28 protein-coding genes and 1 pseudogene are annotated in these 23273 nt (G+C 34.3%); 23 read left to right on the forward strand and 6 right to left on the reverse strand.

Annotated features, from left to right (window positions below; genetic code table 11):
* The first annotated feature begins 1 nt into the window (after position 1).
* From ACZZ95_RS17600 to ACZZ95_RS17665, 14 genes are all read left to right on the forward strand, one after another.
* Positions 2-601: a serine hydrolase domain-containing protein gene (locus ACZZ95_RS17600; RefSeq protein ID WP_463470025.1), complete on the forward strand. Its 600-nt coding sequence runs from the start codon at positions 2-4 to the stop codon at positions 599-601.
* A complete protein-coding gene (locus ACZZ95_RS17605; RefSeq protein ID WP_463470026.1) occupies positions 552-1010 on the forward strand; it encodes a serine hydrolase in 459 nt (152 codons plus the stop codon). Before ACZZ95_RS17600 ends, ACZZ95_RS17605 begins: the two co-directional genes overlap by 50 nt.
* Positions 1011-1012: 2 nt before the next feature.
* Positions 1013-1903: a class A beta-lactamase, subclass A2 gene (bla, locus tag ACZZ95_RS17610; RefSeq protein ID WP_463470027.1), complete on the forward strand. Its 891-nt coding sequence runs from the start codon at positions 1013-1015 to the stop codon at positions 1901-1903.
* Positions 1904-2245: 342 nt separating this feature from the next.
* On the forward strand, positions 2246-2587 hold the full coding sequence (locus tag ACZZ95_RS17615; protein WP_463471705.1) for a response regulator: 342 nt from the start codon (positions 2246-2248) through the stop codon (positions 2585-2587).
* Positions 2588-2859: 272 nt separating this feature from the next.
* Complete coding sequence (locus tag ACZZ95_RS17620; protein ID WP_463470028.1) at positions 2860-3444, forward strand: Crp/Fnr family transcriptional regulator; 585 nt, start codon at positions 2860-2862, stop codon at positions 3442-3444.
* 87 nt (positions 3445-3531) lie between these two features.
* On the forward strand, positions 3532-3678 hold the full coding sequence (locus tag ACZZ95_RS17625; RefSeq protein WP_463470029.1) for a hypothetical protein: 147 nt from the start codon (positions 3532-3534) through the stop codon (positions 3676-3678).
* A gap of 164 nt (positions 3679-3842) precedes the next feature.
* Entirely contained in the window at positions 3843-4631 is a 789-nt protein-coding gene (locus tag ACZZ95_RS17630) for a Rossmann-fold NAD(P)-binding domain-containing protein (protein WP_463470030.1), read from the forward strand.
* 378 nt (positions 4632-5009) lie between these two features.
* Positions 5010-5246: a hypothetical protein gene (locus ACZZ95_RS17635; protein WP_095951361.1), complete on the forward strand. Its 237-nt coding sequence runs from the start codon at positions 5010-5012 to the stop codon at positions 5244-5246.
* A gap of 272 nt (positions 5247-5518) precedes the next feature.
* Complete coding sequence (locus ACZZ95_RS17640) at positions 5519-5911, forward strand: TetR/AcrR family transcriptional regulator (RefSeq protein WP_463470031.1); 393 nt, start codon at positions 5519-5521, stop codon at positions 5909-5911.
* Between the two features lie 250 nt (positions 5912-6161).
* A complete protein-coding gene (locus ACZZ95_RS17645) occupies positions 6162-6665 on the forward strand; it encodes an aldo/keto reductase (RefSeq protein WP_463470032.1) in 504 nt (167 codons plus the stop codon).
* A complete protein-coding gene (locus ACZZ95_RS17650) occupies positions 6646-7035 on the forward strand; it encodes an aldo/keto reductase (RefSeq protein WP_463470033.1) in 390 nt (129 codons plus the stop codon). Before ACZZ95_RS17645 ends, ACZZ95_RS17650 begins: the two co-directional genes overlap by 20 nt.
* A gap of 572 nt (positions 7036-7607) precedes the next feature.
* A complete protein-coding gene (locus tag ACZZ95_RS17655; protein ID WP_463470034.1) occupies positions 7608-8327 on the forward strand; it encodes a hypothetical protein in 720 nt (239 codons plus the stop codon).
* 397 nt (positions 8328-8724) lie between these two features.
* Positions 8725-9081, forward strand: coding sequence for a Crp/Fnr family transcriptional regulator (locus ACZZ95_RS17660; RefSeq protein ID WP_463470035.1), 357 nt, complete (start codon positions 8725-8727; stop codon positions 9079-9081).
* Positions 9082-9451: 370 nt separating this feature from the next.
* The gene (locus ACZZ95_RS17665; protein WP_463470036.1) at positions 9452-9823 is read left to right on the forward strand and encodes a helix-turn-helix domain-containing protein; all 372 of its coding nucleotides are present in this window, start codon (positions 9452-9454) and stop codon (positions 9821-9823) included.
* 183 nt (positions 9824-10006) lie between these two features.
* Here the strand turns inward: ACZZ95_RS17665 and ACZZ95_RS17670 are convergent, their stop codons facing one another.
* Entirely contained in the window at positions 10007-10660 is a 654-nt protein-coding gene (locus ACZZ95_RS17670) for an SRPBCC family protein (RefSeq protein ID WP_463470037.1), read from the reverse strand.
* Positions 10661-11402: 742 nt separating this feature from the next.
* Between ACZZ95_RS17670 and ACZZ95_RS17675 the strand changes: the two genes are divergently transcribed.
* Complete coding sequence (locus tag ACZZ95_RS17675; RefSeq protein ID WP_463470038.1) at positions 11403-11780, forward strand: response regulator; 378 nt, start codon at positions 11403-11405, stop codon at positions 11778-11780.
* Positions 11781-11927: 147 nt separating this feature from the next.
* Here ACZZ95_RS17675 and ACZZ95_RS17680 read toward each other — a convergent pair whose 3' ends face one another.
* On the reverse strand, positions 11928-12686 hold the full coding sequence (locus tag ACZZ95_RS17680; protein WP_463470039.1) for an SDR family oxidoreductase: 759 nt from the start codon (positions 12684-12686) through the stop codon (positions 11928-11930).
* 443 nt (positions 12687-13129) lie between these two features.
* Between ACZZ95_RS17680 and ACZZ95_RS17685 the strand changes: the two genes are divergently transcribed.
* The gene (locus ACZZ95_RS17685) at positions 13130-13669 is read left to right on the forward strand and encodes a YciE/YciF ferroxidase family protein (RefSeq protein WP_463471706.1); all 540 of its coding nucleotides are present in this window, start codon (positions 13130-13132) and stop codon (positions 13667-13669) included.
* 155 nt (positions 13670-13824) lie between these two features.
* Here the strand turns inward: ACZZ95_RS17685 and ACZZ95_RS17690 are convergent.
* Positions 13825-14482, reverse strand: a pseudogene (locus ACZZ95_RS17690) (DUF6766 family protein).
* Positions 14483-14671: 189 nt separating this feature from the next.
* On the opposite strand from ACZZ95_RS17690, the gene ACZZ95_RS17695 reads away from it, so the two are divergent.
* A complete protein-coding gene (locus ACZZ95_RS17695) occupies positions 14672-15370 on the forward strand; it encodes a hypothetical protein (protein WP_463470040.1) in 699 nt (232 codons plus the stop codon).
* A gap of 162 nt (positions 15371-15532) precedes the next feature.
* Complete coding sequence (locus tag ACZZ95_RS17700) at positions 15533-16078, forward strand: Pvc16 family protein (protein WP_463470041.1); 546 nt, start codon at positions 15533-15535, stop codon at positions 16076-16078.
* 80 nt (positions 16079-16158) lie between these two features.
* Here the strand turns inward: ACZZ95_RS17700 and ACZZ95_RS17705 are convergent, their stop codons facing one another.
* Both ACZZ95_RS17705 and ACZZ95_RS17710 read right to left on the reverse strand, forming a co-directional pair.
* Positions 16159-16719, reverse strand: a complete 561-nt coding sequence (locus tag ACZZ95_RS17705; protein ID WP_463470042.1) for a DUF4199 domain-containing protein — start codon at positions 16717-16719, stop codon at positions 16159-16161.
* A gap of 652 nt (positions 16720-17371) precedes the next feature.
* The gene (locus tag ACZZ95_RS17710) at positions 17372-17623 is read right to left on the reverse strand and encodes a hypothetical protein (protein WP_463470043.1); all 252 of its coding nucleotides are present in this window, start codon (positions 17621-17623) and stop codon (positions 17372-17374) included.
* 355 nt (positions 17624-17978) lie between these two features.
* On the opposite strand from ACZZ95_RS17710, the gene ACZZ95_RS17715 reads away from it, so the two are divergent.
* Positions 17979-18170, forward strand: a complete 192-nt coding sequence (locus tag ACZZ95_RS17715; RefSeq protein WP_095951340.1) for a cold-shock protein — start codon at positions 17979-17981, stop codon at positions 18168-18170.
* 88 nt (positions 18171-18258) lie between these two features.
* On the opposite strand, the gene ACZZ95_RS17720 is transcribed toward ACZZ95_RS17715, so the two are convergent.
* Positions 18259-18528, reverse strand: a complete 270-nt coding sequence (locus tag ACZZ95_RS17720; RefSeq protein ID WP_463470044.1) for a hypothetical protein — start codon at positions 18526-18528, stop codon at positions 18259-18261.
* A 381-nt stretch (positions 18529-18909) separates the two neighbouring features.
* Here ACZZ95_RS17720 and ACZZ95_RS17725 point away from each other — a divergent pair, with 381 nt between their 5' ends.
* The 4 genes from ACZZ95_RS17725 to ACZZ95_RS17740 are packed head-to-tail and all read left to right on the forward strand — an operon-like array spanning position 18910 to position 22944.
* Positions 18910-19338: a hypothetical protein gene (locus ACZZ95_RS17725; protein WP_463470045.1), complete on the forward strand. Its 429-nt coding sequence runs from the start codon at positions 18910-18912 to the stop codon at positions 19336-19338.
* Entirely contained in the window at positions 19304-20641 is a 1338-nt protein-coding gene (locus tag ACZZ95_RS17730; RefSeq protein ID WP_463470046.1) for a PAS domain S-box protein, read from the forward strand. Before ACZZ95_RS17725 ends, ACZZ95_RS17730 begins: the two co-directional genes overlap by 35 nt.
* Positions 20598-22721, forward strand: a complete 2124-nt coding sequence (locus ACZZ95_RS17735) for a PAS domain-containing protein (RefSeq protein WP_463470047.1) — start codon at positions 20598-20600, stop codon at positions 22719-22721. Before ACZZ95_RS17730 ends, ACZZ95_RS17735 begins: the two co-directional genes overlap by 44 nt.
* Positions 22657-22944: a sensor histidine kinase gene (locus ACZZ95_RS17740; RefSeq protein WP_463470048.1), complete on the forward strand. Its 288-nt coding sequence runs from the start codon at positions 22657-22659 to the stop codon at positions 22942-22944. The genes ACZZ95_RS17735 and ACZZ95_RS17740 overlap by 65 nt, the downstream gene beginning before the upstream one ends.
* Positions 22945-23273 lie beyond the last annotated feature (329 nt).

Genomic DNA, 23273 nt, shown 5'->3' on the forward strand with positions numbered 1-23273 from the left:
CATGGACGTATGGGCACAGCAAAAAGATAATTACACAGCAAAAATTGACAGCTTACTAAAAGCCAAAAATCCAAGAGATTTTAACGGAGTAGTTTACATTCAGCAAAACGGAAAATTGAAATATGCAAAAGCATATGGATTTAATGATTTCAATAAAAAAACGCCATGCAAATCGACGATAAATTCTCTACCATGTCGATCGCAAAACAATTTACGTCTGTACTTATTTTGCGAGCAAGTAGAAAAAGGAACGATAGATTTACAAGCACCTATTCGTAAATATTTACCCGATTTTAAATATTCGTGGGCAGACACGGTAACGGTTCACCAACTGCTTAACAATACCTCTGGATTAACCAGTGAGGATGTAGACAAACCTTTAAAATTGGCTCCGGGAACAGCTTTCAGTTATTCCAATATGGGTTACTATGTAGCAGGACAGGTTCTGGAAAAGCAAAGCGGTAAAAGTTTTGAAGAATTAGTAACTGCCTTATTCAAAAAATGTAAAATGAATAACAGTTATTATCCGAGCGAAACAAGCAGACAAATTTTTGACGAAGGGACACTTAGTAAAAAAAGATGGAACGATAAAGCAGTTTGAAAAAATCAGCTTTACACCTGATCATTATTGGGGAAGTCATTTAATTGTTACCGCACCCGATTTGGCAAAATGGAATGAATGTTTACACAACGGTAAACTGCTAAAACCAGCCGCTTATAAAATGATGACAAGCTATACGATCACCAATGCGCATATACTTTTTAGTGAAAAACCAATTGGTTATGGATACGGATTGCGAATAAATGATAAAGACAGCGTATTAGAAATTGGACACACGGGTTTTCATCCAAATGAAGGATTTACTGCCGTCAATTTATATTATCCTAAATCAAATACGAGCGTTATTGTTATGGAGAATCAGGCGAATGAAAATTTTGATATTGCTTATTATTTTGAACAGCAAATTAGAAAAATTATTAGAAACAGTCAGCTTTTAAAACAAAATTAGACATGAAAAAAAATCTATTTCTGTTATGCATTTATCTTTTTTCGCTTCAAGCGTTCTCTCAAACTTCAGGAGATCTTAGAAAAAAAATAGAGCAGATAATTGCTTCAAAAAATGCAACTGTGGGAGTTTCCATGAAAGGAATTGAAGATAAAGACACATTGAGTATCAATGGCAGTTTAAATGCACCGATGATGAGTGTTTTTAAATTTCACATTGCATTGACGGTTTTAAATCAGGTCGATAACGGAATTTTGAAATTAGACCAGAAATTTTTCATTAAAAAAGAAGAGTTGCTTCCAGATACCTGGAGTCCAATGAGGGAGGAATTTCCAGATGGGAATAGAGACTTTACTTTAGATCAGTTATTAAGATATACTGTTTCACATAGTGATAATAACGGCTGTGATATTCTTTTAAGAATTATTGGAGGAACCCAAACTGTTCAGAAATTTATAAACAAACAAGGCATTACAGACTTTGTGATAAAAGTTAATGAACAAGAAATGTCAATTTGGGAAAATCTTTATTTAAATACGACCACACCGCTGGCAACAACAGAACTGCTTGAGAAATTCTACAAAGGACAAATTCTGAAAAAAGCGACCACAAAATACCTGTATCAATTAATGGTAGAAACATCAAGAGGAAAGACGTGGATGAAAGCGGGACTTCCTCCAAATACCGAATTGGCGCACAGAACAGGAGTTTCTGGAACCAATGATGAAGATCTGCGAGTTGCAATGAATGATATAGGAATTGCAAAACTTCCAAATGGGAAACATTTTATACTTTCTATTTATCTAAAAAATATCACGGAAGAAATGGAAGACACTGAAAAAATAATTGCGACTATTACAAAAGCAGTTTGGGATTATAATGTGAAAAAATTATAACTGTTACAACACTATTCAACTATATAACTTCAGACGAATGGATTGCTCCTTCTAAAATAGGGGCTAATGGAAATTATAAATAGATAATGATCAACAAAATGAAAAAACTCCAAAATCACTTAATTTTGGAGTTTTTTGTTGAATGCAATTACTGCTTACTAAATTTTCAAAACAAACGAGAAGAGGAGAAAAACTATTGAATATAAATATAGTTTTCAGTAGTAATTATCGTCAATTTTTAATATTTTAGCGCGACATTGTGATTCTTGCCCTGAATAACGAATCCCGAGAAAAAAATATATATGCCACACAAGAATATACTACTTATTGATGATGACAGCGATGATACTCTTTTTTTTCATTGAGGCTGTCGATGCCTTAAAGAAAGATGTCAAATGCCAAACCATGCTTAATCCAGCTAAAGCGTGGAATGAGTTACAGGCTTTAGAGGAACTGCCAGATATTATATTTTTAGATTATAATATGCCTATGGTAACCGGACTGGAATTTATAAAGCGCATGCAGACAATAGAGCGCTTAAAGCATATTGAGGTTATTGTACTTTCTACTCCTCCTGAAGAAGTAATGGTGCCTTGGCTGGACAGAAACAATACACCAGTAAAATATATAAGTAAACCAACCAGTATCGAAGAACTTACAGAGATACTGAATGAATTGTTATAATATAGTATTATAATAATCTGTGAACTTTGTAAATATTGATGCTCTAATCTTAAAGGATAAAACGGATCTGCAGTAAAGTACTAATACTGTTAGATTCATTTTTTGATAAGGTTTGGGTATCTGTAATGAGGCGATAACAACATTAATTTCTTTTTACACTAATTTTTTTGATTTGGCAGGCAATTCTGGAAATCTAACTTTACACAGCGATAAAGAGATAAATGCCAAAATACGGTACCTTTGTTTGCGACTTTTAAAAAGAAATACTGGATATGTACGATATATTTTTCAAACATCTTGAAAAAAAGATTCCGTTACAGGAATCTGAAAAGGAACTAATAAAGACTTTCTTTCTGCCTAAAAAGCTAAAGAAAAGACAATTCTTAGTTTTCGAAGGTCATCATTGTACTTATATGACATTCGTGTCAAAAGGTCTTTTAAAAGCCTATAATGTTGATGAAAAAGGGAATGAGCATATCAACCAGTTTGCGCCTGAAGGCTGGTGGACTTCAGATATGAATAGTTTTTTTAGCGGAGAAGTTTCTTTTTACAGTATTGATGCCATGGAAGATTCGGATCTTCTTGTGATCAGCAGTAAAGATTTTGAAAACTTAACTTTACAGATTCCCATTATGGACCGCTATTTTAGACTGCTTTTTCAGAATAGTTTAATTACAAAAGAACGAAGATTAATAAGTTCCAATACTCATAATGCCGAAGAGAAGTACCAGCACATTTTAAAAAACAACCCCGATTTAATAAAACGTGTTCCCCAGAATTTACTGGCATCTTACCTTGGTCTTTCTGCAGAAACCCTCAGTCGTCTTAAAAAGAATGTGAATCTTGGTGAGAAATAATTGATTTAGATCAAGTCATTTTCTTGTTTTATGTCATCTTTATGAATGCGGGTTTAGATTTAATTTTGTAGAAAATAATAGTAAAATATGGATTCTCAACAATTAAAATCTAATACAACTGGCAATATCGCTTTAGTTGTAGGAGCAACAGGAATTACAGGAAGCAATCTGGCTTTAAAACTTATAGAAAAAACAATGGACTGTTTTTGGACTTTCACGCAATCAAAAAAATGATATTGAAGGATTACTTCCAATTGTTGCGGATCTGCTCGATGAAAAGTCTTTGGAAACTGCACTAAAGGATGTTTCGCCAACGCATGTTTTTTTTACTACCTGGATGCGAAATGACACCGAAGAAGAAAACATCAGGATTAACAGTGCTATGATCCGAAATCTGCTTGCAGGTTTTATCTTTTAAAAAAACCGTTCAGCATGTTTCTTTAGTGACAGGTTTAAAGCATTATCTAGGTCCGTTTGATGCCTATGCAAAAGCAGGAACACTGCCAGAAACACCACTAAGAGAAGAAATGCCGAGATTGGATCTGCCTAATTTTTACTACGCCCAAGAGGATGAAGTTTATAAGGTCGCGTTACGAGATGGATTTACATGGAACGTACACAGACCACATACCGTAATTGGTAAAACTATTGGCAACGCCATGAATATGGGGACAACATTGGCAGTTTATGCCAGTATCTGTAAAAAAGAAGGTCTTCCTTTGATCTGGCCAGGATCTGAAGCACAATGGAACGGACTATCGGATGTTACGGATGCTAAAATTTTGGCAGAACAAATCATTTGGGCGACAACAACAAATGAAGCTCATAATGAAGCTTTCAATATTACTAATGGAGATGTTTTTCGCTGGAAATGGTTATGGCCCAAAATTGCTGAATGGTTTGAGATAGATTTTGAAGGTTACAGTGATACAATTAGACCGCTTGAAACATTATTAAGTAAAAAGCGACCAATTTGGACTGAAATTGTAAACCAGCATAATTTGGGAGAAAACGATTTAAATAAGCTAGCATCGGCATGGCATACAGATCTTGATCTTGGACGCCCTTTAGAGGTTATGACCGACATGTCCAAAAGCCGGGAACTTGGATTTTCGGTATATAAAAGCACAAAAGATTCCTTTTTTGATTTGTTTTCTTTGTTAAGAAACGAGCAAATTATTCCATAAATAAGATAGATAATTATAGAGACTTCGTGACAACATCTTTTTTATGTTATGTTGCGGAGTTATTTATAGAATAGTTGGCATACATTTAAACATGAAAACGAAAACAATAATAATCACAATTTTATTACTTTTATAACGGTAATGTTGGCTGGTGGCGGACACGGGACATACTTGCCTGCAAGAATATTTTATCCTTACACAATGATAATTTCCGAACTGCAAGATATTATTGGAATTCTGGCACTAATATTAGCAATAATTGAAATTCCGATTTATGTCTGTATTTGGATAAAAAGACCGAATTGGAAATATTATGTGATTGGAATGCATGTTGTTCGAATTCTTATCGCTTTCACTATAAAATAAAATTCTTTCTAAATGACAAAAATTATTTTTCTTTTTTTTATTATAACTTTTATAGGAGTCTATTTCTATTTTGGATTTTACCAAGATTATAAAAGAAATCCAAAAGAATATATTAGAACAATAATAGGAATGCCTCTGGGGATTTTTGCAAATACATTTGGTTGGAAAAATCTTGACGCTAAATTGAAAAAATGGGCGAATTTAGAACAAGAACAAAAAACGAAATTCAAAATCAATAAAGAAAAATAAACGCCTGCCAACACACGCTACAAGCAATTTGGTCATTTAGCTTAATGGAAAAATTGGTTTGTATTTGGAAGATTTGGCGAATCCGAAAGATAACGTTGATTTAGTCCCAAACTGCTTGTAGCGCGAGAACGATAACTACTAATTTCATTACTAAGTTTTTAGCATATTTAAATACAGCTGTTTTTTGCGATAGTTAATTTTTTGTTAAAGTAATAATTTAATTATGTACTGAACGGTACAAAATTATATCTTTGCTCTATAAATAATTTAAAATGGCTGGAAGACCAAAAATATTCGACGAACAGGAAGTAATTTCCAAAGCCTCTCAAATCTTTTGGGAAAAGGGTTACGAAGTCGCATCTGCCGAAGAACTTTTAAAAGCTATGGGAATTGGAAAAGGAAGTTTCTACCTTTTTTTTAAAGGAGGTAAAAAAGAACTTTATGAAAAATCACTGCATCAGTTTGCGGGTAATTTGCTTTCAACATTACGAAAAGAAATTGCCGAAAGTGAAAATCCATTTGAATATTTAAAATCTACTTTTCTGAAACTCTCAGACAGTAATAATAAAGACAAAGCGAAAGGCTGTTTCATGGGAAATGCTTTGGTAGAAATGGTACACGAAAGATCAATATGCCCAAGAGGTAATTACCAGACAGCTCTTTGAACTTGAAAGTATATTTACTGATGTTATTCAAACCAGTAAAAATAAAGGTATTATCAAAACAGATAAAAGTGCTGAACTTATAGGAAGCCATCTGCTTAATTTATGGAATGGAATAAATGTTACCAAACGAATGAACATGGATGATGCTTCATTGGCGGCTCTTATAAAATTTAATTTTGAAATAATCGAATAAACTTTTTTTAATCAATTTTGTACTAATTGGTACAAAATAAATTTAAACTTTTGCATTATGAAATACAAAATTTTTGGACAGAAAACCGGACTTAGAGTTTCGGAACTGGCATTAGGAACTGGAAACTTTGGAACACGCTGGGGACATGGTTCTGACGAGGAAACCTCTAAAAATATTTTTAATACATACGTTGAAGCGGGAGGTAATTTTATTGATACGGCAGATGGTTATCAGCTAGGGCAGTCAGAAGAAATTCTGGGAAATTTAATTAAAGACAAACGCCATGATTTAATACTTTCTTCTAAATTCTCAACTGGAGGTTCGACACTGCTGACTACTGGAAACAGTAGAAAGAATATTATTCATTCTGTAGAACAAAGCTTAAAACGACTAGATACCGATTATTTGGATATTTATTGGGCTCATATTGCAGATGGACAAACTCCAATTGAGGAGATCATGAGAGCCATGGATGATTTAGTACGTCAGGGTAAAATTTTGTATACCGGATTTTCAAATTTCCCAGCGTGGAAGATTGCCAATGCAAGCACTTTTGGCTGACCTTAGAGGCTGGGCTCCAGTAGCTGGAATACAAATAGAATATAACCTTATAGAAAGAGGAGCTGACCGTGAATTACTTCCTATGGCAGAATCATTGGGTCTCGGAGCGACTTTCTGGTCACCTCTTGCAGGTGGAACCCTTACTGGGAAGTACCGTTCCAACGTTCAAAATGAACCATCAAGACAACAGGCGTGGGGCGGTGCATTATTAAAAGGCGAAACAGGAAACAGGGAAACAGAAATTTTAAACGCACTGGAAAGCATGGCAAATGAAAAACAAGCTAAAATATTAGACATTGCGTTAGCATGGCTTAGACAAAAACATGATAATACTGGACTTTCTACAGTTACAATTTTAGGGCACGCGTAATGAACAACAGCTTGCAGATAATTTAAATTCATTAGCCGTAACACTTTCTCAATCAGAAATTGAACTTCTCAATACACTCAGCGATTTTGATCTAGGCTATCCTCACAACATGATTTCAGAAAATCAAGCGAATATATTTGGGGCAAGCACTGGAATTGTCGAAACAAAACGAAAAATTTAATTCTTTTGGTTCTAAATTTAAAACAGTACTAAAAATTGATTTTTTAGTACTGTTTTAAAAAAAAATCAAACCATTTTTTTAGTTTATTACTTCTTTTTCATTGGGATTTCCTTTTATTTTTAAGATTCTTAATGGTTTGAACTTACTGTTATTCAAGACTATCAACTTTTCGTTATTTACAATGTAATATTTTTGCGTAAAAAACTGCTAAAGTATCTATTAAAAATGGAAACAAAATGAGGAAAGACGTAAAGGAACAAAAATATTTCAATGCTTTTTTTTGTTATATCGTATTCTATTTTAATTTTACTGAGGCGGCAAAATGTTTTATGTGTTATTTGAGAATTGAATCTCTTACCGATAATGCCGAATTTGAATTAATAAGCACTTAATGATTTATAACAAAGAAAATTTCCCTAAAATAGCTTCTCAACGTAATTTGGCGACTACCGTATTGGTGTATGTGCTGTTTGGACTTTTGTGCATCGCAATGCTTGCTTTATTAATTGGAATTCCGTTAAGTATGCAGTTGGAACACAATAGTCAATTATCTACCAATGAGATCATCTTTAACCTAATTTATTTTCCTATTGTGCTTTGGGGGATTTGGGCTTTCTACAAAAATTATAGGCGTCAAAAACTTAAAAAAGTTATCCTTATATCTGTAGATAGAAATGGCTTACATCATCACCAATACGATGGCATTGTTCAGAGTATTTTGTATAAGGATCTAGAACACAGTTCTGAAACTTATGTTAGTGATATCGATAGAAGCATTGGAACAAAATATTCTCCAGGATATATTTTCGGTTTTAAAGAAGGCAAACAAATTCCCATTCATTTTTCTAAACCTGAAAATGGACTCACTTATATCCCAAAAAACAAATATTATCTAATTGGTCATTTTCTACAAGGCGTTACTTTATTTTCACCCCATTTAAAAATTTCTCAGGCTGTCTATGCTGATTATTTTATAAATCCCGCCACTTTTGAAGTCAATAAAAAAGCCCAAGTAATTACGTATTTATTAGTTTTTGTTTTATTTCTGATTATTCTGATTGCAATCGATTTATTTACAAAATACACTAGCGGCTTTTCAATATTGTTTTAAAAAGAATAATAAATAAAACAAAGGTAGTAAAGTGGGAGTGGGTAGATTGCTAATGTCCCTATTATTACTTATTTTTATAAAAGACTGAAGCGTATGGAGAGATTTACAGGAAAGCGAGAAATTAGTATAAGGATTTTTCGCTTAAAATTTATTTGCTTGTTCCAACGTAAGTTTTGTTTTTCTTAAGCTAACTTCAATAGAGTATCGTTAAATATTTCTGATCGAGCCATTCTAATTTTTTATGTAAAATACTTTTCTCAAAAGGAACTTAAAAAAATAAGCGACTTTTAATTTTTACAACCTCTCCATATTTATATCATATTAAAATAAGGAAGCTTTTCTTAGCGTTATATTTGTCAACAGTCGCTATAACGTAGAGAAAAATAAGGTCGAGAAAATGAACAATAATTTTGAAAGCATACGTAAACTGATACTGCATTATACTGAGATAGATGATCTGGAATGGAAGATGTGCAGTGCTATGTTTACTGTCAAGCAGATCAAGAAAAAGGAAATAATTTTGTTCCGAGGAGAAATCTGTCGCAATATATATTTTGTCGAAAAGGGCCTGCTTCGCATTTATTTTATGGACCACAATGATGATGAAAAAACATTTCATTTTGCATTAGAAAATACTTTCGCCACAGATTACCAAAGTTTTTTAAAAGAGACTTCAGCAGATTTTTACATTCAGGCTCTTGAAAATACCACAGTCATTGTCATTACATTTGAAATGCTTGCTAATGCTTTATAAAAATCTTCGCAATGGAGAAAAATTAGGAAGACTCATCGCAGAGGATTATTTTTTCTTAATGAACAGTAAAATCAAAGCCCTTTATACGGAGACACCTCTTCAGCGATATAACAGTATGAACGCTAATTTTCCAAAAATACTCCTGCGCGTTCCTCAGCATTACATTGCATCTTATCTTAACATAAGTCCCGTTCATTTAAGCCGTCTTAAGTATGATGCTGATTAAAGTAGGGACAAATGTTAACATATGTTATTGCACTTTTTTTCTTGAAACTTAATTTTGCAGGTATATAAATTAATTGAAAATGCAACAGTTTTCTTTTGGATTTTTTAAGTATCAGCCCGTATCAATCATTAAAAAAAACATGGAATGTCAATAGGTAATAAGATAAAAAGTATCAGGGAATTAAAAAACTATACTCAGGAATATATGGCAGATCAATTAGGAATAACACAAGCTGGTTACAGTAAAATTGAGAAAGGTAAGACAAGTGTAAGTTTTGAGAAACTTCAAAAACTGTCTTTAATTCTAGATTTGCCACTGGAATATATTATTAATTTTGAAAGCCAGAACTATTTTAATCCAAACAGCAAAAGTGAAAAAGAGCAGAGCCTTAAAACCGACAGTCGATTAGAGTTGGTTAAAAGACTTTATGAGGATAAAATCATACTTTTAGAGAAGCTTCTCGGTAATACGGACCGAGAACTTCAGATCTACAAACAAAAGTTTGGATTACTTTAAAAAAGTAAAGTATCGATCTATAAATTAATTTATTAGAAAAACTGAATAATGAATCATCTTAGATCTTTAGCGCTTGTTTTTAGAAGTGTTTAAGTAAGAATAAAAAAAACCTGTAATAATAAGCTATTACAGGTTTTTTTCAATTTTGAAATTAAAATTTTAAGATTTTGTTATAAAGAGGATCTAAATAGATTCTATATAAGCCTTAAAATTATTAATATCGTCCTTTACGAGTTTTTCAAAATACGGATTTAAAAGCTTTGCAGTGCTCTCCCCAATAGTTCCCAGCGGTGCGTGATAGGATATAGTAACATCAATTTCCGTTGCATTTCCTTTTGGTTGGAAAGTAACTTTTCCTGCATTCTTAATAGAGGAATCTGCCTCAGACTGCCAGCTGATCAGTCGGTCTTGTTCATCTTTCACAATCGAAGCGTTCCATGAGATACTTCCTATTCCCGCCGGACCTTTTGCAGTCCATTTGGATGTGCTTGGACTTATTGTTTCCACAGATTCAAGATGGTTCATGAATTTTGGCAGGTTTTGCAGATCACGCCAGAAGTTATATACCTCGCTGACGGGTTTATTAATTACGCTGTTGATCCTGATATTCACATTGGAAGCCTTATCATTTTTGAGATGATCCACTGCGTCGTAAACAGGACAATAGCCCGAAATCCCTCGCAGAAGCATAGCGCCTCCGGTTCCTGCCTTTGTAATACTTCTGTCTTGCTGTGACAATCCTTTATATAAAAGATAAGCCCCACTGGTAACCATTAATATTCTCTCCAATGCTGAAACATTGGTTTTAAGTTTCGGTAATGATGCTGTTGTTTCCATAATTTTAAATTTTTAAAATAATTTGTAATAAGTTTTATCAATAACTGATGCGGTACCTTTTTAGACTGTTTTCCTACTTTATCCATCATCATAACTTTACTTTAAAAAGTCTTTAATTAGTTTTAAAAGTGTTCTGCAGTTAATTAATTTTCAAATCTAGTAAGTCATTCATCTATAAGGTTATAACTTGAAGTCCGAATTTTATAAGATTGCCAGTATAAGTTTGTTTATGGACTCATACATTCAGTGTAAACTGCTTATAATAATGTAATTAATAGCACGCAAAGTATAAGTTTACTGTTTGATCCAATTTTAAATTTGTATAATAATTTTAAAAAAATATTACCATGTATATTATATATCACAATACAAATGTCGCTGACAGCGCTAGAACATCTACCAAGAAAAAAATATTCAAAATAACTTCATCAAGAACAAATGAAAAAACATCTAATGAGGTTAGGAAGCCAGTATTGAGGATAGTTTAAATTTCACTCTGTTGAAAAATGAACTAAACTTTTTAAAGCAGTGTTGCGTTCTTGAAAAACTCCAGTGCTGGCACTTTATCCTATAAGAATAGCGTCTTAGTTTCAACAGTATATTAGCACCAACAAAAAGGATTTGTGTAAACTGGTATTTTTAGTAGTTTTTTGATTAAACTCTTGAAATCCCAAACCTAAACAATTTTAAATTCGTAACTTAGTGCATATGTCTGTATAAAGGCATTATTTAAAATTATGTTATGGCTTATAAAAATATTTTATTGATCGATGATGATCGGGAAGATGCAGAGCTGTTCATGGAAGTCGCTGATACATTGAACAAAGGAGTCTGCCTGCGATGGGCTTTTAACCCTGCGGCAGAATTTGAACATCTGCTTGTGACAGAGAATCTTCCGGATCTTATTTTTTTGGATTACAATATGCCCCGTATGAATGGTCTTGAGTCGCTCGAAAAGCTTAAAGCAGAAAAGCGCCTTGCCAATATTCCTGTAATTTTGATTTCAACTCCTTCTGAAAATTTTGCAGATGAACTGGTGCGCAGTGAAAAAATTATAAAATACATCAGTAAGCCCACCAGTTACAAAGAACTTATTGTTATACTGGATTCTTTATTGTAGGGTTGTAATGCAATATGAGATCTAATATTAAAAATAAAATTGATGCTGTTGTATTTTTTATACCGAATTTCTCAGCTATATTCTAACTAAAAACACCTGCGTAGATGCAGGTGTTTGTGTATATTTGGCTGACTTTATTATATAAAATTAGATAAGCCGCAGATGCGGACGTATCTGCATGGTGACAATATCGCATCTTTTTGGCTGGGACAAACAGAACAGTGTGCTCATTGCAATATCGTAAGCTTCGAGCATTTCCAATTTTTCTACCTTTTGCTTTTGTACTTTTTTTGGATCGGTCTGCATATCGCTGGTTACTGCTCCAGGCTCAATAAGTGAAACTTTAATTCCAAGCGGATTTAACTCCTTGCGAAGCGAGGTGCTGAAACCTCGAATAGCAGATTTTGTAGCCACATAAATGGTGCTTTGGCCAGTTCGGCTTTCGGCGCTCATTGAGCCAATATTGATAATATGTCCTGATTTCTGTTTTTTCATTCTTGATGCGACTTCCTGGGCGAAGGCTAGATAGCCAGTAATGTTAGTATCTACAACATATTTATAGTCCTCATAAGTTTCACCAGCAATTCCGGGTGCTCCCAATGCGGCATTGTTGATTAAAATGTCAATACCTCCGAGTTCAGTATCTGCTATTTTTAAGATTTTGTCAATGTCTTTTTTCTTAGTGACATCCGCCGGAGTTCCATAAACCTCACTGTCTGGAAATTGTTTTTTTATATCCGCCACGGCATTTTTGAAATCTTTAGGATCTCTTCCAAAAATAAGAACACGTCCGCCAAGGGACACGAGCACATCGGCAATTGCTTTTCCTATTCCGGTTGTTCCACCAGTCACTACAATTCTTTTGTCTTTGATATTTTGTCCAAAGTAATTTGTCAATTTTTCCATTATTCGTTTTTTATGTATTAGTAAATAAAGTTGACTAAATACGCTCCTATAATATTGATTCAGAGTAAATTTCCGCAATATCTCTTTTTGTTTCTTTATATAATTTTTTGATTTTTTTATAATATTTTTCCAACCTTCGAAGATTACTAATTAGTATACCTTAATTAAAGTCTTTTACGTAATACAAATATTGATGAACTTGAGGCAGGATTTGTTTTTATGGTAGTAAGGTGTTTTTAGAAAATAAAAAAAAACTTAAGATTTAAATACATTAAAGTATTGGTATTCAATATTTAAATGCTGTAAGTTTTAAATGTAAAACTGTAAAAAAGCAGTATATGTGATTTGTAAATTTGGCTTATTAACTATAAAACATCATATTATGAAAACTGCCATAAAAAAAACAGCTACCGTTAAAAGCAAAACCAGCACTGCAGGAAAATCTGCAAGCATCAAAAGCATCAGTAAAAGCGAAACCTTCTGCGACTGATGGATTAAGAGAATTATTTGTGGATTCGCTTAAAGATATTTACTGGGCTGAAAAAGCACTGGTAAAAGCGCTTCCAAAAATGGCCAAAAATGCCACATCTGAAAATCTAATTACTGCCATCAACGAGCACCTTGCCGTAACGCAAGAGCAGGTAGCCAGACTGGAAGAGGTTTTTAAATCAGTAGGAGAGAAAGCGACAGCTAAAAAATGTGATGCCATGGAAGGTCTTATCAAAGAAGGCGAAAGTATTATGGAGGAAACACAGCCAGGACCTGTAAGAGACGCAGGAATTATTGCGACCTCACAAAAAATTGAGCATTACGAAATTGCCACTTATGGAACACTTGTCGCCTTTGCAACGACTTTGGGAGAGGATGATGCTGTACTTCTTTTGGAAAAAACGCTTTCTGAAGAAAAGCAGGCCGATGTGACACTAACTGAAGCCGCTTATAATACAATTAACTTCGACGCAGACAACGAAGATCAGAAATAGGAACTACTCAGTAGTAATCTTGATTGTCGGAAAACCTGTACCTTCTTTATGATGGTGCAGGTTTTCTATTTTTCTTCAAAATTATCTTATAGCAAATCTTGCACTTTGAAAAGATTTATAATTTCTAAATAGTTCATTGTAAGGACGTTTGCATATTATTCTCCCGTTTCGCTATTTGGAGCATCAACTGGTTTGGATTGCGGAGAACCAATCTGGCGCAGGTAAATTGACAACATTACGATGGCAAATACCGAAAGGAATTCGCTCTGCCAGTTCTGAAAAGATTCAAACCAAAATCGCGAATCACCGATATATGCTCGCAAGACTTTCCAACGGGAGCCCTTTAAGGGAAAGCTGTTGGTTTTCATCTTTAAGACTTCCGTAGAAATGAATTCCGAATGAAATGAAGAAAAGTAGTAAAAGAGAAATGGTAAGTGAGTGTTTATAGACAGCCAACAGCCATCCACCTTTTTTGACTGGCCAAGGCGCACCCTTCCTACGAGAAGAAGGTTCCCTGTCGACTTCTTCCTGCTTGTCAAAATCCTTCGATTCCGATGAGCCTTTCTGCCGCAAAAAAATGGTAAGGATCACAAAAAGCGCCATTTGCAGAAATTCACTTTCCCAATTCTCAAAAGTTGATTCTAGAAAATGTCCCGTGCTGAAATAGCCTGCAAGTGTGACAGCGCCACCGCCTTGTTCAAGAAGCTCCTTATTATGTTCTTTGAAGCCAAATATAATCTGGCCTATAAGCGTAAAGATAAATAGAAGAAAAAATACGATTGAGAGTCCGTTATTACGAAGGAATGTTTTCATGGCTTTTGATATTTAACTAAGCAAATTTCAGAAACACTTACACCGTTTTGTTATATCTTTCAGGGTATAAATTGTAAAATTTAATTCCGCTGAGTGGAACTGACTGTTTTATAATTTACTGCTTCCTAAATCACATCTGATGTGCCTCGAGTACACTTATCTGTAAAGAGATTTAGAAACCAGATACTGATGAATATTGTAAAAACTGGACCATTCAAAAGCTATGGTTGCCGACTAACTTTGTACTGCAATTTTAATCAATTTGAGCGATGTCAAAATTTCATCTTCACACGCAAGCAGTTAGTTCAGGGCGAATTCACAGCCCGTAAGGTAAATGTAGCCTTTGTATTTCAAGTAAATTGTCCGGGCTGTTTTATATATGGCATTCCTATTATGAATCAGCTTTACGAATCCTTCAAAGACAGAGTGGGCTTTATTGGTGTAGCTACTGCTTTTGAAGACTTTGAATATAATAATGAAGCAAACTTAAAATTATTATTAGAAAGCGGTGAACTGGTTGGAGAAACCAAAAAGTATTACCAAACAAATTACCAGCGTTCTTCCTATTTGGATATTCCGAAATTTCCTGTCGCTTTTGATCGTATGACAACTGCCGAATCATTTATTAATTCAGGTACGATACAATTACTATTGAACACTGTTCCTAACATTTCCAGTTTTTCTGAAAGGGAAAAAGAGCTTTTAATAATGAAAATTAAATCCTACTATTTGCAGATACCCTTGTTGGCAGAAACATTCACGCTAAATCAGTCGCAGGGCACTCCTTCATTTATTATTTTTGATGATAAATATGAAATCCTTGCGCAGTATTTTGGTCATCAAAGTGAGGATGTTTTAAAAATGAAACTAGAAGAAATGCTGGACTGATTTTTTTTTATTACATACAAGTTTGGGATTAATACATTTTAAAGGCTGTAGTTTTTTTGTTTATATTTGATAGTGTTATTTGTCAACTAATTAAATACTAGTTTGTTATAAATAAAAACACAACACTATCAAATAAATATAAATCTTTAAACGTCTTCAGCAATGATTTATGAAATAATTCAAATAATTACAGAGCAGGTAAATAATTATTTCGATCAAAACGGACTTGAAAAGAGCGTAGTAGCTGGAAATATTGCATGGGCAGAAGTCCAAAAAAATACCTCAGCCGCTTTAGAAGACAAAACATTATTGACCCTGATTCGAATAGAGGAAGATAAGGCGCTCAAAAACATACCTAATTATGTAGCTGAAAGTTCAAAAACATTGTACAAAAGCAATGATCAAAGCATTATTCTCTATCTGCTTTTCAGTGCCAATAGAAACGCTTATGTTAATTCACTAAATGAAATTTCAAAAATTAATACCTTTTTCCAAGAAAAAAGTCTTTTCACGCAAGCAAATACGCTTTACAGCAATGCAAATGATGTAATGAAAAACATTAAAAGTTTTAGATTTACTGTGACACTTTATACACCTGAATTTGAAGAATTGAATCATATATGGGGAACATTAGGAGGCAGGCAACTGCCTTCACTGCTCTATAAGGTGAGCCATATAGAAATGGAATTCAACAGCACTCAGGTTTGATACATGATATTCGTCAAGTCGAGTAAAATTAGGTATATGCTTTTCGGATTTAGATTAACAATAGCACTCTGGCGTATTTTTCACATTACAGCTAATAGGCTTTCGTGATTTGCAGTAGTATTTTTAGTTTTGTTTCGTATAAAAATAAGAGAAATTAAAGCTATTAAAACTGGTAAAATAATTACAGAAGGAATTGTCGCTGAAAGTCTAAATAAATCTGCCTGAGCTATAGGCGAGGTTTTCATTTCTTTCAAAACTGCTGTTATTTTATTTTGCGGCGTATGAACAGCCATTAAATCTGCTTCTTTTAAATTAACCACGGCATTATACCAGTCTGGATTAATGTGATGATGATAAATATACAAGAAAGGATCGTAAATTAAATAAGAAACAAAACCGACCAAAACAGCAAGTGCAATTCTTTGAAAAATAGTTATCCTATAGTAATCAGTATGTTTTTTTATTATCCAAAAAATCATAAATACAGGTAGTAGGATTATAGCGATGTCAAAATACTGCCCAATATTTAAATACGTCGTATCTAATTTTGTGAGCCACATTAAAGAAGTGTAGAGACAGAAGCAGAGTCCCATTATAATTCCTTGTTTAATTCCCGATTTAAAAAACATTGTCTTTGTCATTAGTATTGATTTTTAGATTAAAAATTTGAATTGGAACTCCATGACTGGCGTTAGCTTCTATCTTCAGAGAATACGAAAAGATTTTTAAAACGGATTTTACGTAATCTACATTAGGTCTGACACCAAATAAGATGAAGTAATCGAATAGGATTAACATTCTATTTGACGCTTTATTTTCAAAATGTTTCAGTTAATAATTTATTTTTAGAAAAAAAATAAATATTGTGTAGTTAAATTAAATCTCAAAGCGACAAATCAATTTGAAGTCGCTGAAACAGGACTGTAATCTGTAATGGAAATTGAGATATTGAATTTCAGTCAAGATGATAATGCAGAGGGTTTTTTAGCCATGAATATATCTGACAGTATTCAGTCAGTGGAAGAACAGAAAAGAAGATTTTTATGATAGTACTATAATGAACTATAAAAACTCATTATCCTAAAATATTAGGAGAAAAAAATGCTGGGAGTAGTTAACGATGACAAATATTTTGACAAGCAGACAATACTGCACGGAAATAATTCAAACAATAATTTTTCAAATTTTAGTAAGCTTTGGTTCTTACGCTTCGGTAAATTATTTAAGGTTTAAATCTATCTTTCTGGTTGCCGTGAAAGGACAACCTCAAACAAGTCCCTTGAGAACTATTGTTTAATAATAAGTTGATTCTAAGTACGGGTCATAGATAGCCACATCCCACTGATTATCATTAAATTGATCTGTAAGGTCATCTTCAGATTCTGGATCAATTGTACTTTCGTTTTCGCTTTGGTCATTGGAAGCCCACAAAAACTCACAGTCAAAGTCTGGCTCATCATCATATTTTTGATATAAGTCTGTTAAAAGATTCTCGAACTGTGTTTCAGGTCCGCAATGAGAAATTCGTCTCTGATTGAACTTCAATTTTTTTAACTGATTGGATAACTGAACTGTTAGTTGCTGATAATTTCATAATTTAATTAAATGGTGATTGTTATAAATTTATTTTTTTTCAAAATTAGCAGATGACTCAGCTTTTTAATTTATACAATTTTGCTGTGGCGTTATATAATTAATTATGCAATTACTTTTTGAGTCTTAGTCAGTTATAATTACAAGTAAGTAATGGAAGTTAATCTTAATAAATGCCTGTTTATGTTTTATGTAATTTTTCTCTATTGTTATATAATTCCCATAAAGCAAATAAAAAAGGTTTTTAAATCTTTGGTTTACAATTAAATATCCTACATTTATTTTCGAAACAGTAATTATTAATAAGATGCAAGAAGGTACAGTAAAATTCTTTAATGAAGAAAAAGGTTTTGGATTTATAACACCAAAAAATGGCGGGAGTGAAATCTTTGTTCACGCTACAGGTTTGTCGGAGACTATCCGCGAAAACGATGAAGTTCGCTATGATATTGCGGATGGTAAAAAAGGACCTAATGCAATAAACGTTGTGGTAGCGTAATTTTCAATTGTAAAAAATTAAAAAGCACCTCTCTTGTGACAGGTGCTTTTTTTGTTTTTAGATCTTTTGTAATTCTTTGCAGATTTAATCAGGCAATTTCCTCTTTGGATTGCTGTAAGCTTTCCATCTGGGATTTTAAAACATCTTTGTACTTTGCAAGCCCTATACCCACAATAGGCACAGCCAGCGATCCAATCATTGACGCTGCCTTAGTATTGCCATTTTTATTGAGGTAAGATGATAGAAGCAAACTTCCTACTGCCCCAAGAAGAATTAATTCTCCGGGAACATCAGCAATTTTATTTTCTATAAATGTTCTGATTTCCTCCAGATTTTCCTGATTTATTAAGTTTTCCATAAATAGCTAGTATTAATAATTGTACGTTTTCTTTTTATTTAAAATTACAGGTATAGCGGTATTTTTGATTTACAGAATTGAAAAGACAGATTATATAATTAACAGCAAGCATAGTGGTTCACTAAATATATTCAGGAAATACATAAATAGTATATTTTACAGTAAATAACCATGAAATTACGTATTGTATTTTGTTATCGTAAAAATTTTGGAAACAAAATTCCAGTTCTTTTTTTACAAGCAGTAAGATTATCGAACGGTATAAATCTGGTAAAGTTTAAATGAATTGCAGAAATAAAAATATGATGAGATGCAAGATTAGTACTAGGTAAAAAATTAAAAAAACTTTATCTTTCCACTTTAAACAAAAAAAATTTCGAAGTGGGGCTAAATAAAAGAGAATCTGAATTTCTATTTTTAAAGAATGGAGGAGAAGCGGGAGCCCTTGTGAGGGAAATGGAATGGAAGGAATCTTCTTTAGGAAATATAGACCTCTGGCCTGAAAGCCTCCGTACATCACTCGGAATTATGTCGCGTTCCAGTATCCCTATGTTTTTGGTGTGGGGAAGTGAAAAAACTTTTTTTTATAATGATTCATTCCGCCCTTTTCTGGGCACTAAACAGCATAATGTATTAGGTAAGGTTTTAACGGAAGTCTTAACTCCTGAGTGGAAGATAGCTGTTGGCGCAGTGAAAGCTGTACTAGATCAGGATGAGGTTATACCAGAATCCAATATTACTGTGAATGTGAACAGGAATAATGTGTTGCAAAGAGGTGTATCTTACAGCCTCTTACAGTGCTGTTTTTAGTCAAAATCACACTGCCGAAGGAGTTTTAGTGACTTGTATCGAGAATTCAGCAGTTATCCCTAATATAGTAGCGTCAGGATCAGTACGCTCACAGCTCAATAGTATACTGATGCAGTCCAATGCTGGAATTGCTCAGGCCGATAGTACTGGACGTGTTATAGAAGTGAATGATCATTACTGTGAAATGCTGGGATACAGTCGCGAAGAAATACTGCAGATGAACATAGGACAGCTTACGCACCCTTATGATTATCAGCGTAATCAAATACTTTTGCAGGATTGTATTTCAAATGGAAAAGATTTTACAATTACCAAGCGTTATGTCTGCCGTGATGGTTCGCAACTCTGGGTGAGTAATAGTATTTCGGTAGTATCAGATTCTGAAGGCAAAAAATATATAACAGCCATTGCTATTGATATTACTGCTGAAAAAGAAAAAGAAGAGCAACTGACAGCTAGTGAACAGCGTTTTAAAACCCTTATTAATAAAGCGCCGGTAGGTACAGCGTTATTAAAAGGAAGTGAATTTTGTATTGATCTGGCTAATGATGTTATGCTGGATTACTGGGGTAAAGACAAACAGATCATCGGTGAGAAATTAACAGCTGTATTTGAGAAGCCTTCCAATGAGGAATTTTATAAAATAATTAGTGAAGTCTATAATACAGGAAAAGAATATAAAATTAGCGGCTACGAAATCCAGACAGGATTGGGTAGTGAACAGTATTTAGATTACTCCCTTACACCATTAGTGAACCAAACGGGTTCTGTTTATGCCGTTTTAGTGATGTCCTTTGATGTTACTGCTTCCATAAAGGCACAGCAGGATATCACCGCGAAGCAGAACGAACTTGCGGCTATATTTGAACAGTCACCTGTAGGTATTGCCACAATCAGCATAGACAAGGATTTGGTATTTCAAAGTGCCAACACTTTTTATGGCGAATTGGTAGGACGTGAAGCAGATTCGCTAATTGGAAAACCGTTGCTCGAGGCGCTTCCTGAACTAAAGGGACAAGGTTTTGATGAGTTGCTCCGCGAGGTCATACGCTCAGGTAATGCATACACGGCCAAAGAAGTTGAAGTAGAACTGAAGCGCGAAGGACAGCTTGCAAACATCTATGTGGATCTTACGTATCAAATTCACCGAAATGCATCGGGAGAAGCCAATAGTGTTTTAGTGGTAGCGGTTGATGTTACCCAGCAGGTGCTGAACCGTCGTGAGGTCGAGGAAAGTGAAACCAGATTACAGAATTTGATTGCGTACGCTTCCTGCGGGAATCGGTTTGTTTGTCGGCCGTGATCTTATTATAGAATATCCCAACCAGACTTTTATAGATATTGTAGGGAAGGGCCCTGGAATTAACGGACTGCCTTTAAGGGAAGCCATGCCGGAACTCATTACCGAAGGGCAGGCTTACCTTAAGATACTAGATGATATTTTTACAACAGGAGTTCCTTTTATCTCGCCTGCCTCATTGGTTAAAATAGTGCAGAACGGGGTGTTGAATAATAACTATTATAATATTTCTTATACACCTATTCGTAACAAATCAGGAGAAATTTATGCCATTTTAGACATTGCTATTGACGTGACCCCACAGGTTTTGGCACAAAAGGCAATGGAAGAGAGTGAAGCCCATTTACAATTATTGAAAGACACCGTTCCTGCTATGATTTTTTATCTGGATCAGCGAGAAAGGTATCAAAGCTATAACAGTGTTTTTATGGACTGGTTCTCCGTCGGGGAAAACGAAGCCATTGGTAAGACAGTTAAAGAATTCCTTGGGGATGCGACCTATGAAAAAACACGTACTCATCTCGATATAGCTTATAGCGGGAAGCAGGAGAAATATGAGATGTTTGCGCCCTCCAGAATGGGTGAAAGAAGATGGCTGAGCATTGTGTATACACCACATAAAAATAATGAGGGAACCGTAATTGGAATGATTGTACATGCGATGGATGTAACACAGAGCAAGTTAACGGAAATTGCACTTCGGGAAAGCGAATCTAAACTTCGCTCGGTATTGGAAGCGGCTCCAGTTTCTATTAGTTTATTTGTAGGGGATGATCTTATTATTGAGAATGCAAATGAACCTTTTATAAAAAATGTAAGTAAGGGTCTTGCCATAGATGGAAAGTCTCTTATGGATGTTTTATTACAGGAAAGTTCGCAACAATATATAAAAGCCGTTCAGAATGTTTACCAGTCGGGAGTTAGTTTCAGTGCTAGTGGGACAGCAGGTATACATACCACGGAAACAGAGCCTCATTATCACAACATCAGTCTCACACCTTTATTGGACAGTGACGGAAAAGTGTATGCAGTGCTTCATGTAAGCTCGGATGTGACAGCCGAAATAAATGCAATGAAAAAAATAGAACAGGCCGAAGTCGCACTTCGATCTGCTGTTGAAGTGGCGCGACTCGGAACTTGGTCAATGGATGTAGCTACGCAAATTACTACGGTTTCACATCGTCATGCGGCTATGTTTGGACTCACAGCTACAACACTGCCATCACAAAAGGTACGAGATTTGATAAAGTCTTCTGATCACAACAGGGTAATGGAAGCTTTTTTTGCGGCCCAAAAGACGGGTTCCAATGGAAAATATGAAGCAGAATACAGAATAATTCATGGAATTACGGGACAGGAAAAGGTTATTCATGCCGTTGGGCAGACCTATTTTGATCTGGAGGGAAAACCTGTAATGATCAGCGGAACGGCTCAGGATATTACAATTCACAGGGAATTACAGCTCGAACTGGAGAGTGAGGTTCAGCTAAGAACAAAAGAGCTCGCTATGGTACTGCAGGATCTGCAGGCATCCAATACAGATCTTGAACAATCTAATTATGCTTTAAAACATTCTAATGAGGAACTAGCACAGTTTGCCTATGTAGCGAGTCATGATCTTCAGGAACCGTCGCGTAAAATTCAAATTTTTGCCGGATTATTGCAGGAAGGAAAATCCAGCAGAGATCCCAAAATAATGGTGGAAAAAATTGCTTTATCTGCGGCACGTATGAGCCAGCTGATTTCCGATCTGCTTAGTTTCTCACGTCTTATCGAGCCTGAGAAAAGGTTACATTCGGTTGATTTGACCGCTGTGCTTAAAAGTGTTCGTGATGATTTTGAACTGGTGACTGCTGAGAAAAATGCTGAGATAGTAGTTGAAAATCTTCCTGTAGTCCAAGCAGTCGGCCTGCAGATGAATCAGCTTTTTTATAATCTGATGAGTAATGCTTTAAAATTTACCGATCCGAATAAATCGCCTCGTATACAAATAAGTTCGGTTTTGGTATCCCATGACTATGCTCGCGCAGTTCACCGATTCTCCTTTAATACCAGGGAATTACCATCATATCTCGTTTACTGATAACGGAATTGGATTTCAGAATGATCATCGTAACAAGATTTTCGAAATTTTTAAAAGACTTCATGGGCAGACTATTTTTCCAGGAAGCGGTATTGGTCTGGCATTGTGCAGAAGAATTGTTCTAAACCACCACGGTGTATTGTATGCAGAATCTGAAGAGGGTAAAGGCAGTACTTTTCATATCTTTCTTCCCGATCTTGAAGAAGAAAAAAGCAGTATTTAAACCTGACTTAGTAAGTGAACTGTTATCTTTTTAATAGTGACACGTGAAATAATGTGGGCATTTGAAGATTAATGAATAACGTATTTATTAATTTTCATATTAGAATAACTATTTCGCTTTTTGACTCATTTTAAAGTTTAAAAATATTTTAACACTTCTTTTTTATAAAAGGAGTATGATGTTTTAATTATGATAAATTGGATTTCGATCATGTAAAAGTTTTTCGATAAGCTGTTTTAATTTTGCGGCAGTAAGTAATGCAAAATTAATAATAGAATGAAAACGTTTAAAAGAAAAGAGCAAAATAGATCAGGCACAGCAATCGTTTA

The sequence above is a fragment of the Flavobacterium sp. AC267 genome (genome assembly GCF_979258715.1).

Bases quoted from the DNA above. Each gene is read 5' to 3' on its own strand.
- ACZZ95_RS17650 (WP_463470033.1), top strand. From the start codon at position 6,646: ATGCAAGCACTTTTGGCTGACCTTAGAGGCTGGGCTCCAGTAGCTGGA.
- ACZZ95_RS17700 (WP_463470041.1), top strand. From the start codon at position 15,533: ATGATTTATGAAATAATTCAAATAATTACAGAGCAGGTAAATAATTAT.
- ACZZ95_RS17715 (WP_095951340.1), top strand. From the start codon at position 17,979: ATGCAAGAAGGTACAGTAAAATTCTTTAATGAAGAAAAAGGTTTTGGA.
- ACZZ95_RS17740 (WP_463470048.1), top strand. From the start codon at position 22,657: ATGCTCGCGCAGTTCACCGATTCTCCTTTAATACCAGGGAATTACCAT.
- ACZZ95_RS17670 (WP_463470037.1), bottom strand. From the start codon at position 10,660: ATGGAAACAACAGCATCATTACCGAAACTTAAAACCAATGTTTCAGCA.
- ACZZ95_RS17645 (WP_463470032.1), top strand. From the start codon at position 6,162: ATGAAATACAAAATTTTTGGACAGAAAACCGGACTTAGAGTTTCGGAA.
- ACZZ95_RS17640 (WP_463470031.1), top strand. From the start codon at position 5,519: ATGGCTGGAAGACCAAAAATATTCGACGAACAGGAAGTAATTTCCAAA.
- ACZZ95_RS17625 (WP_463470029.1), top strand. From the start codon at position 3,532: ATGGATTCTCAACAATTAAAATCTAATACAACTGGCAATATCGCTTTA.
- ACZZ95_RS17665 (WP_463470036.1), top strand. From the start codon at position 9,452: ATGTCAATAGGTAATAAGATAAAAAGTATCAGGGAATTAAAAAACTAT.
- ACZZ95_RS17655 (WP_463470034.1), top strand. From the start codon at position 7,608: ATGATTTATAACAAAGAAAATTTCCCTAAAATAGCTTCTCAACGTAAT.
- ACZZ95_RS17635 (WP_095951361.1), top strand. From the start codon at position 5,010: ATGACAAAAATTATTTTTCTTTTTTTTATTATAACTTTTATAGGAGTC.
- ACZZ95_RS17680 (WP_463470039.1), bottom strand. From the start codon at position 12,686: ATGGAAAAATTGACAAATTACTTTGGACAAAATATCAAAGACAAAAGA.
- ACZZ95_RS17675 (WP_463470038.1), top strand. From the start codon at position 11,403: ATGGCTTATAAAAATATTTTATTGATCGATGATGATCGGGAAGATGCA.
- ACZZ95_RS17615 (WP_463471705.1), top strand. From the start codon at position 2,246: ATGATACTCTTTTTTTTCATTGAGGCTGTCGATGCCTTAAAGAAAGAT.
- ACZZ95_RS17695 (WP_463470040.1), top strand. From the start codon at position 14,672: ATGAATATTGTAAAAACTGGACCATTCAAAAGCTATGGTTGCCGACTA.
- ACZZ95_RS17620 (WP_463470028.1), top strand. From the start codon at position 2,860: ATGTACGATATATTTTTCAAACATCTTGAAAAAAAGATTCCGTTACAG.
- ACZZ95_RS17720 (WP_463470044.1), bottom strand. From the start codon at position 18,528: ATGGAAAACTTAATAAATCAGGAAAATCTGGAGGAAATCAGAACATTT.
- ACZZ95_RS17600 (WP_463470025.1), top strand. From the start codon at position 2: ATGGACGTATGGGCACAGCAAAAAGATAATTACACAGCAAAAATTGAC.
- ACZZ95_RS17705 (WP_463470042.1), bottom strand. From the start codon at position 16,719: ATGACAAAGACAATGTTTTTTAAATCGGGAATTAAACAAGGAATTATA.
- bla (WP_463470027.1), top strand. From the start codon at position 1,013: ATGAAAAAAAATCTATTTCTGTTATGCATTTATCTTTTTTCGCTTCAA.
- ACZZ95_RS17660 (WP_463470035.1), top strand. From the start codon at position 8,725: ATGAACAATAATTTTGAAAGCATACGTAAACTGATACTGCATTATACT.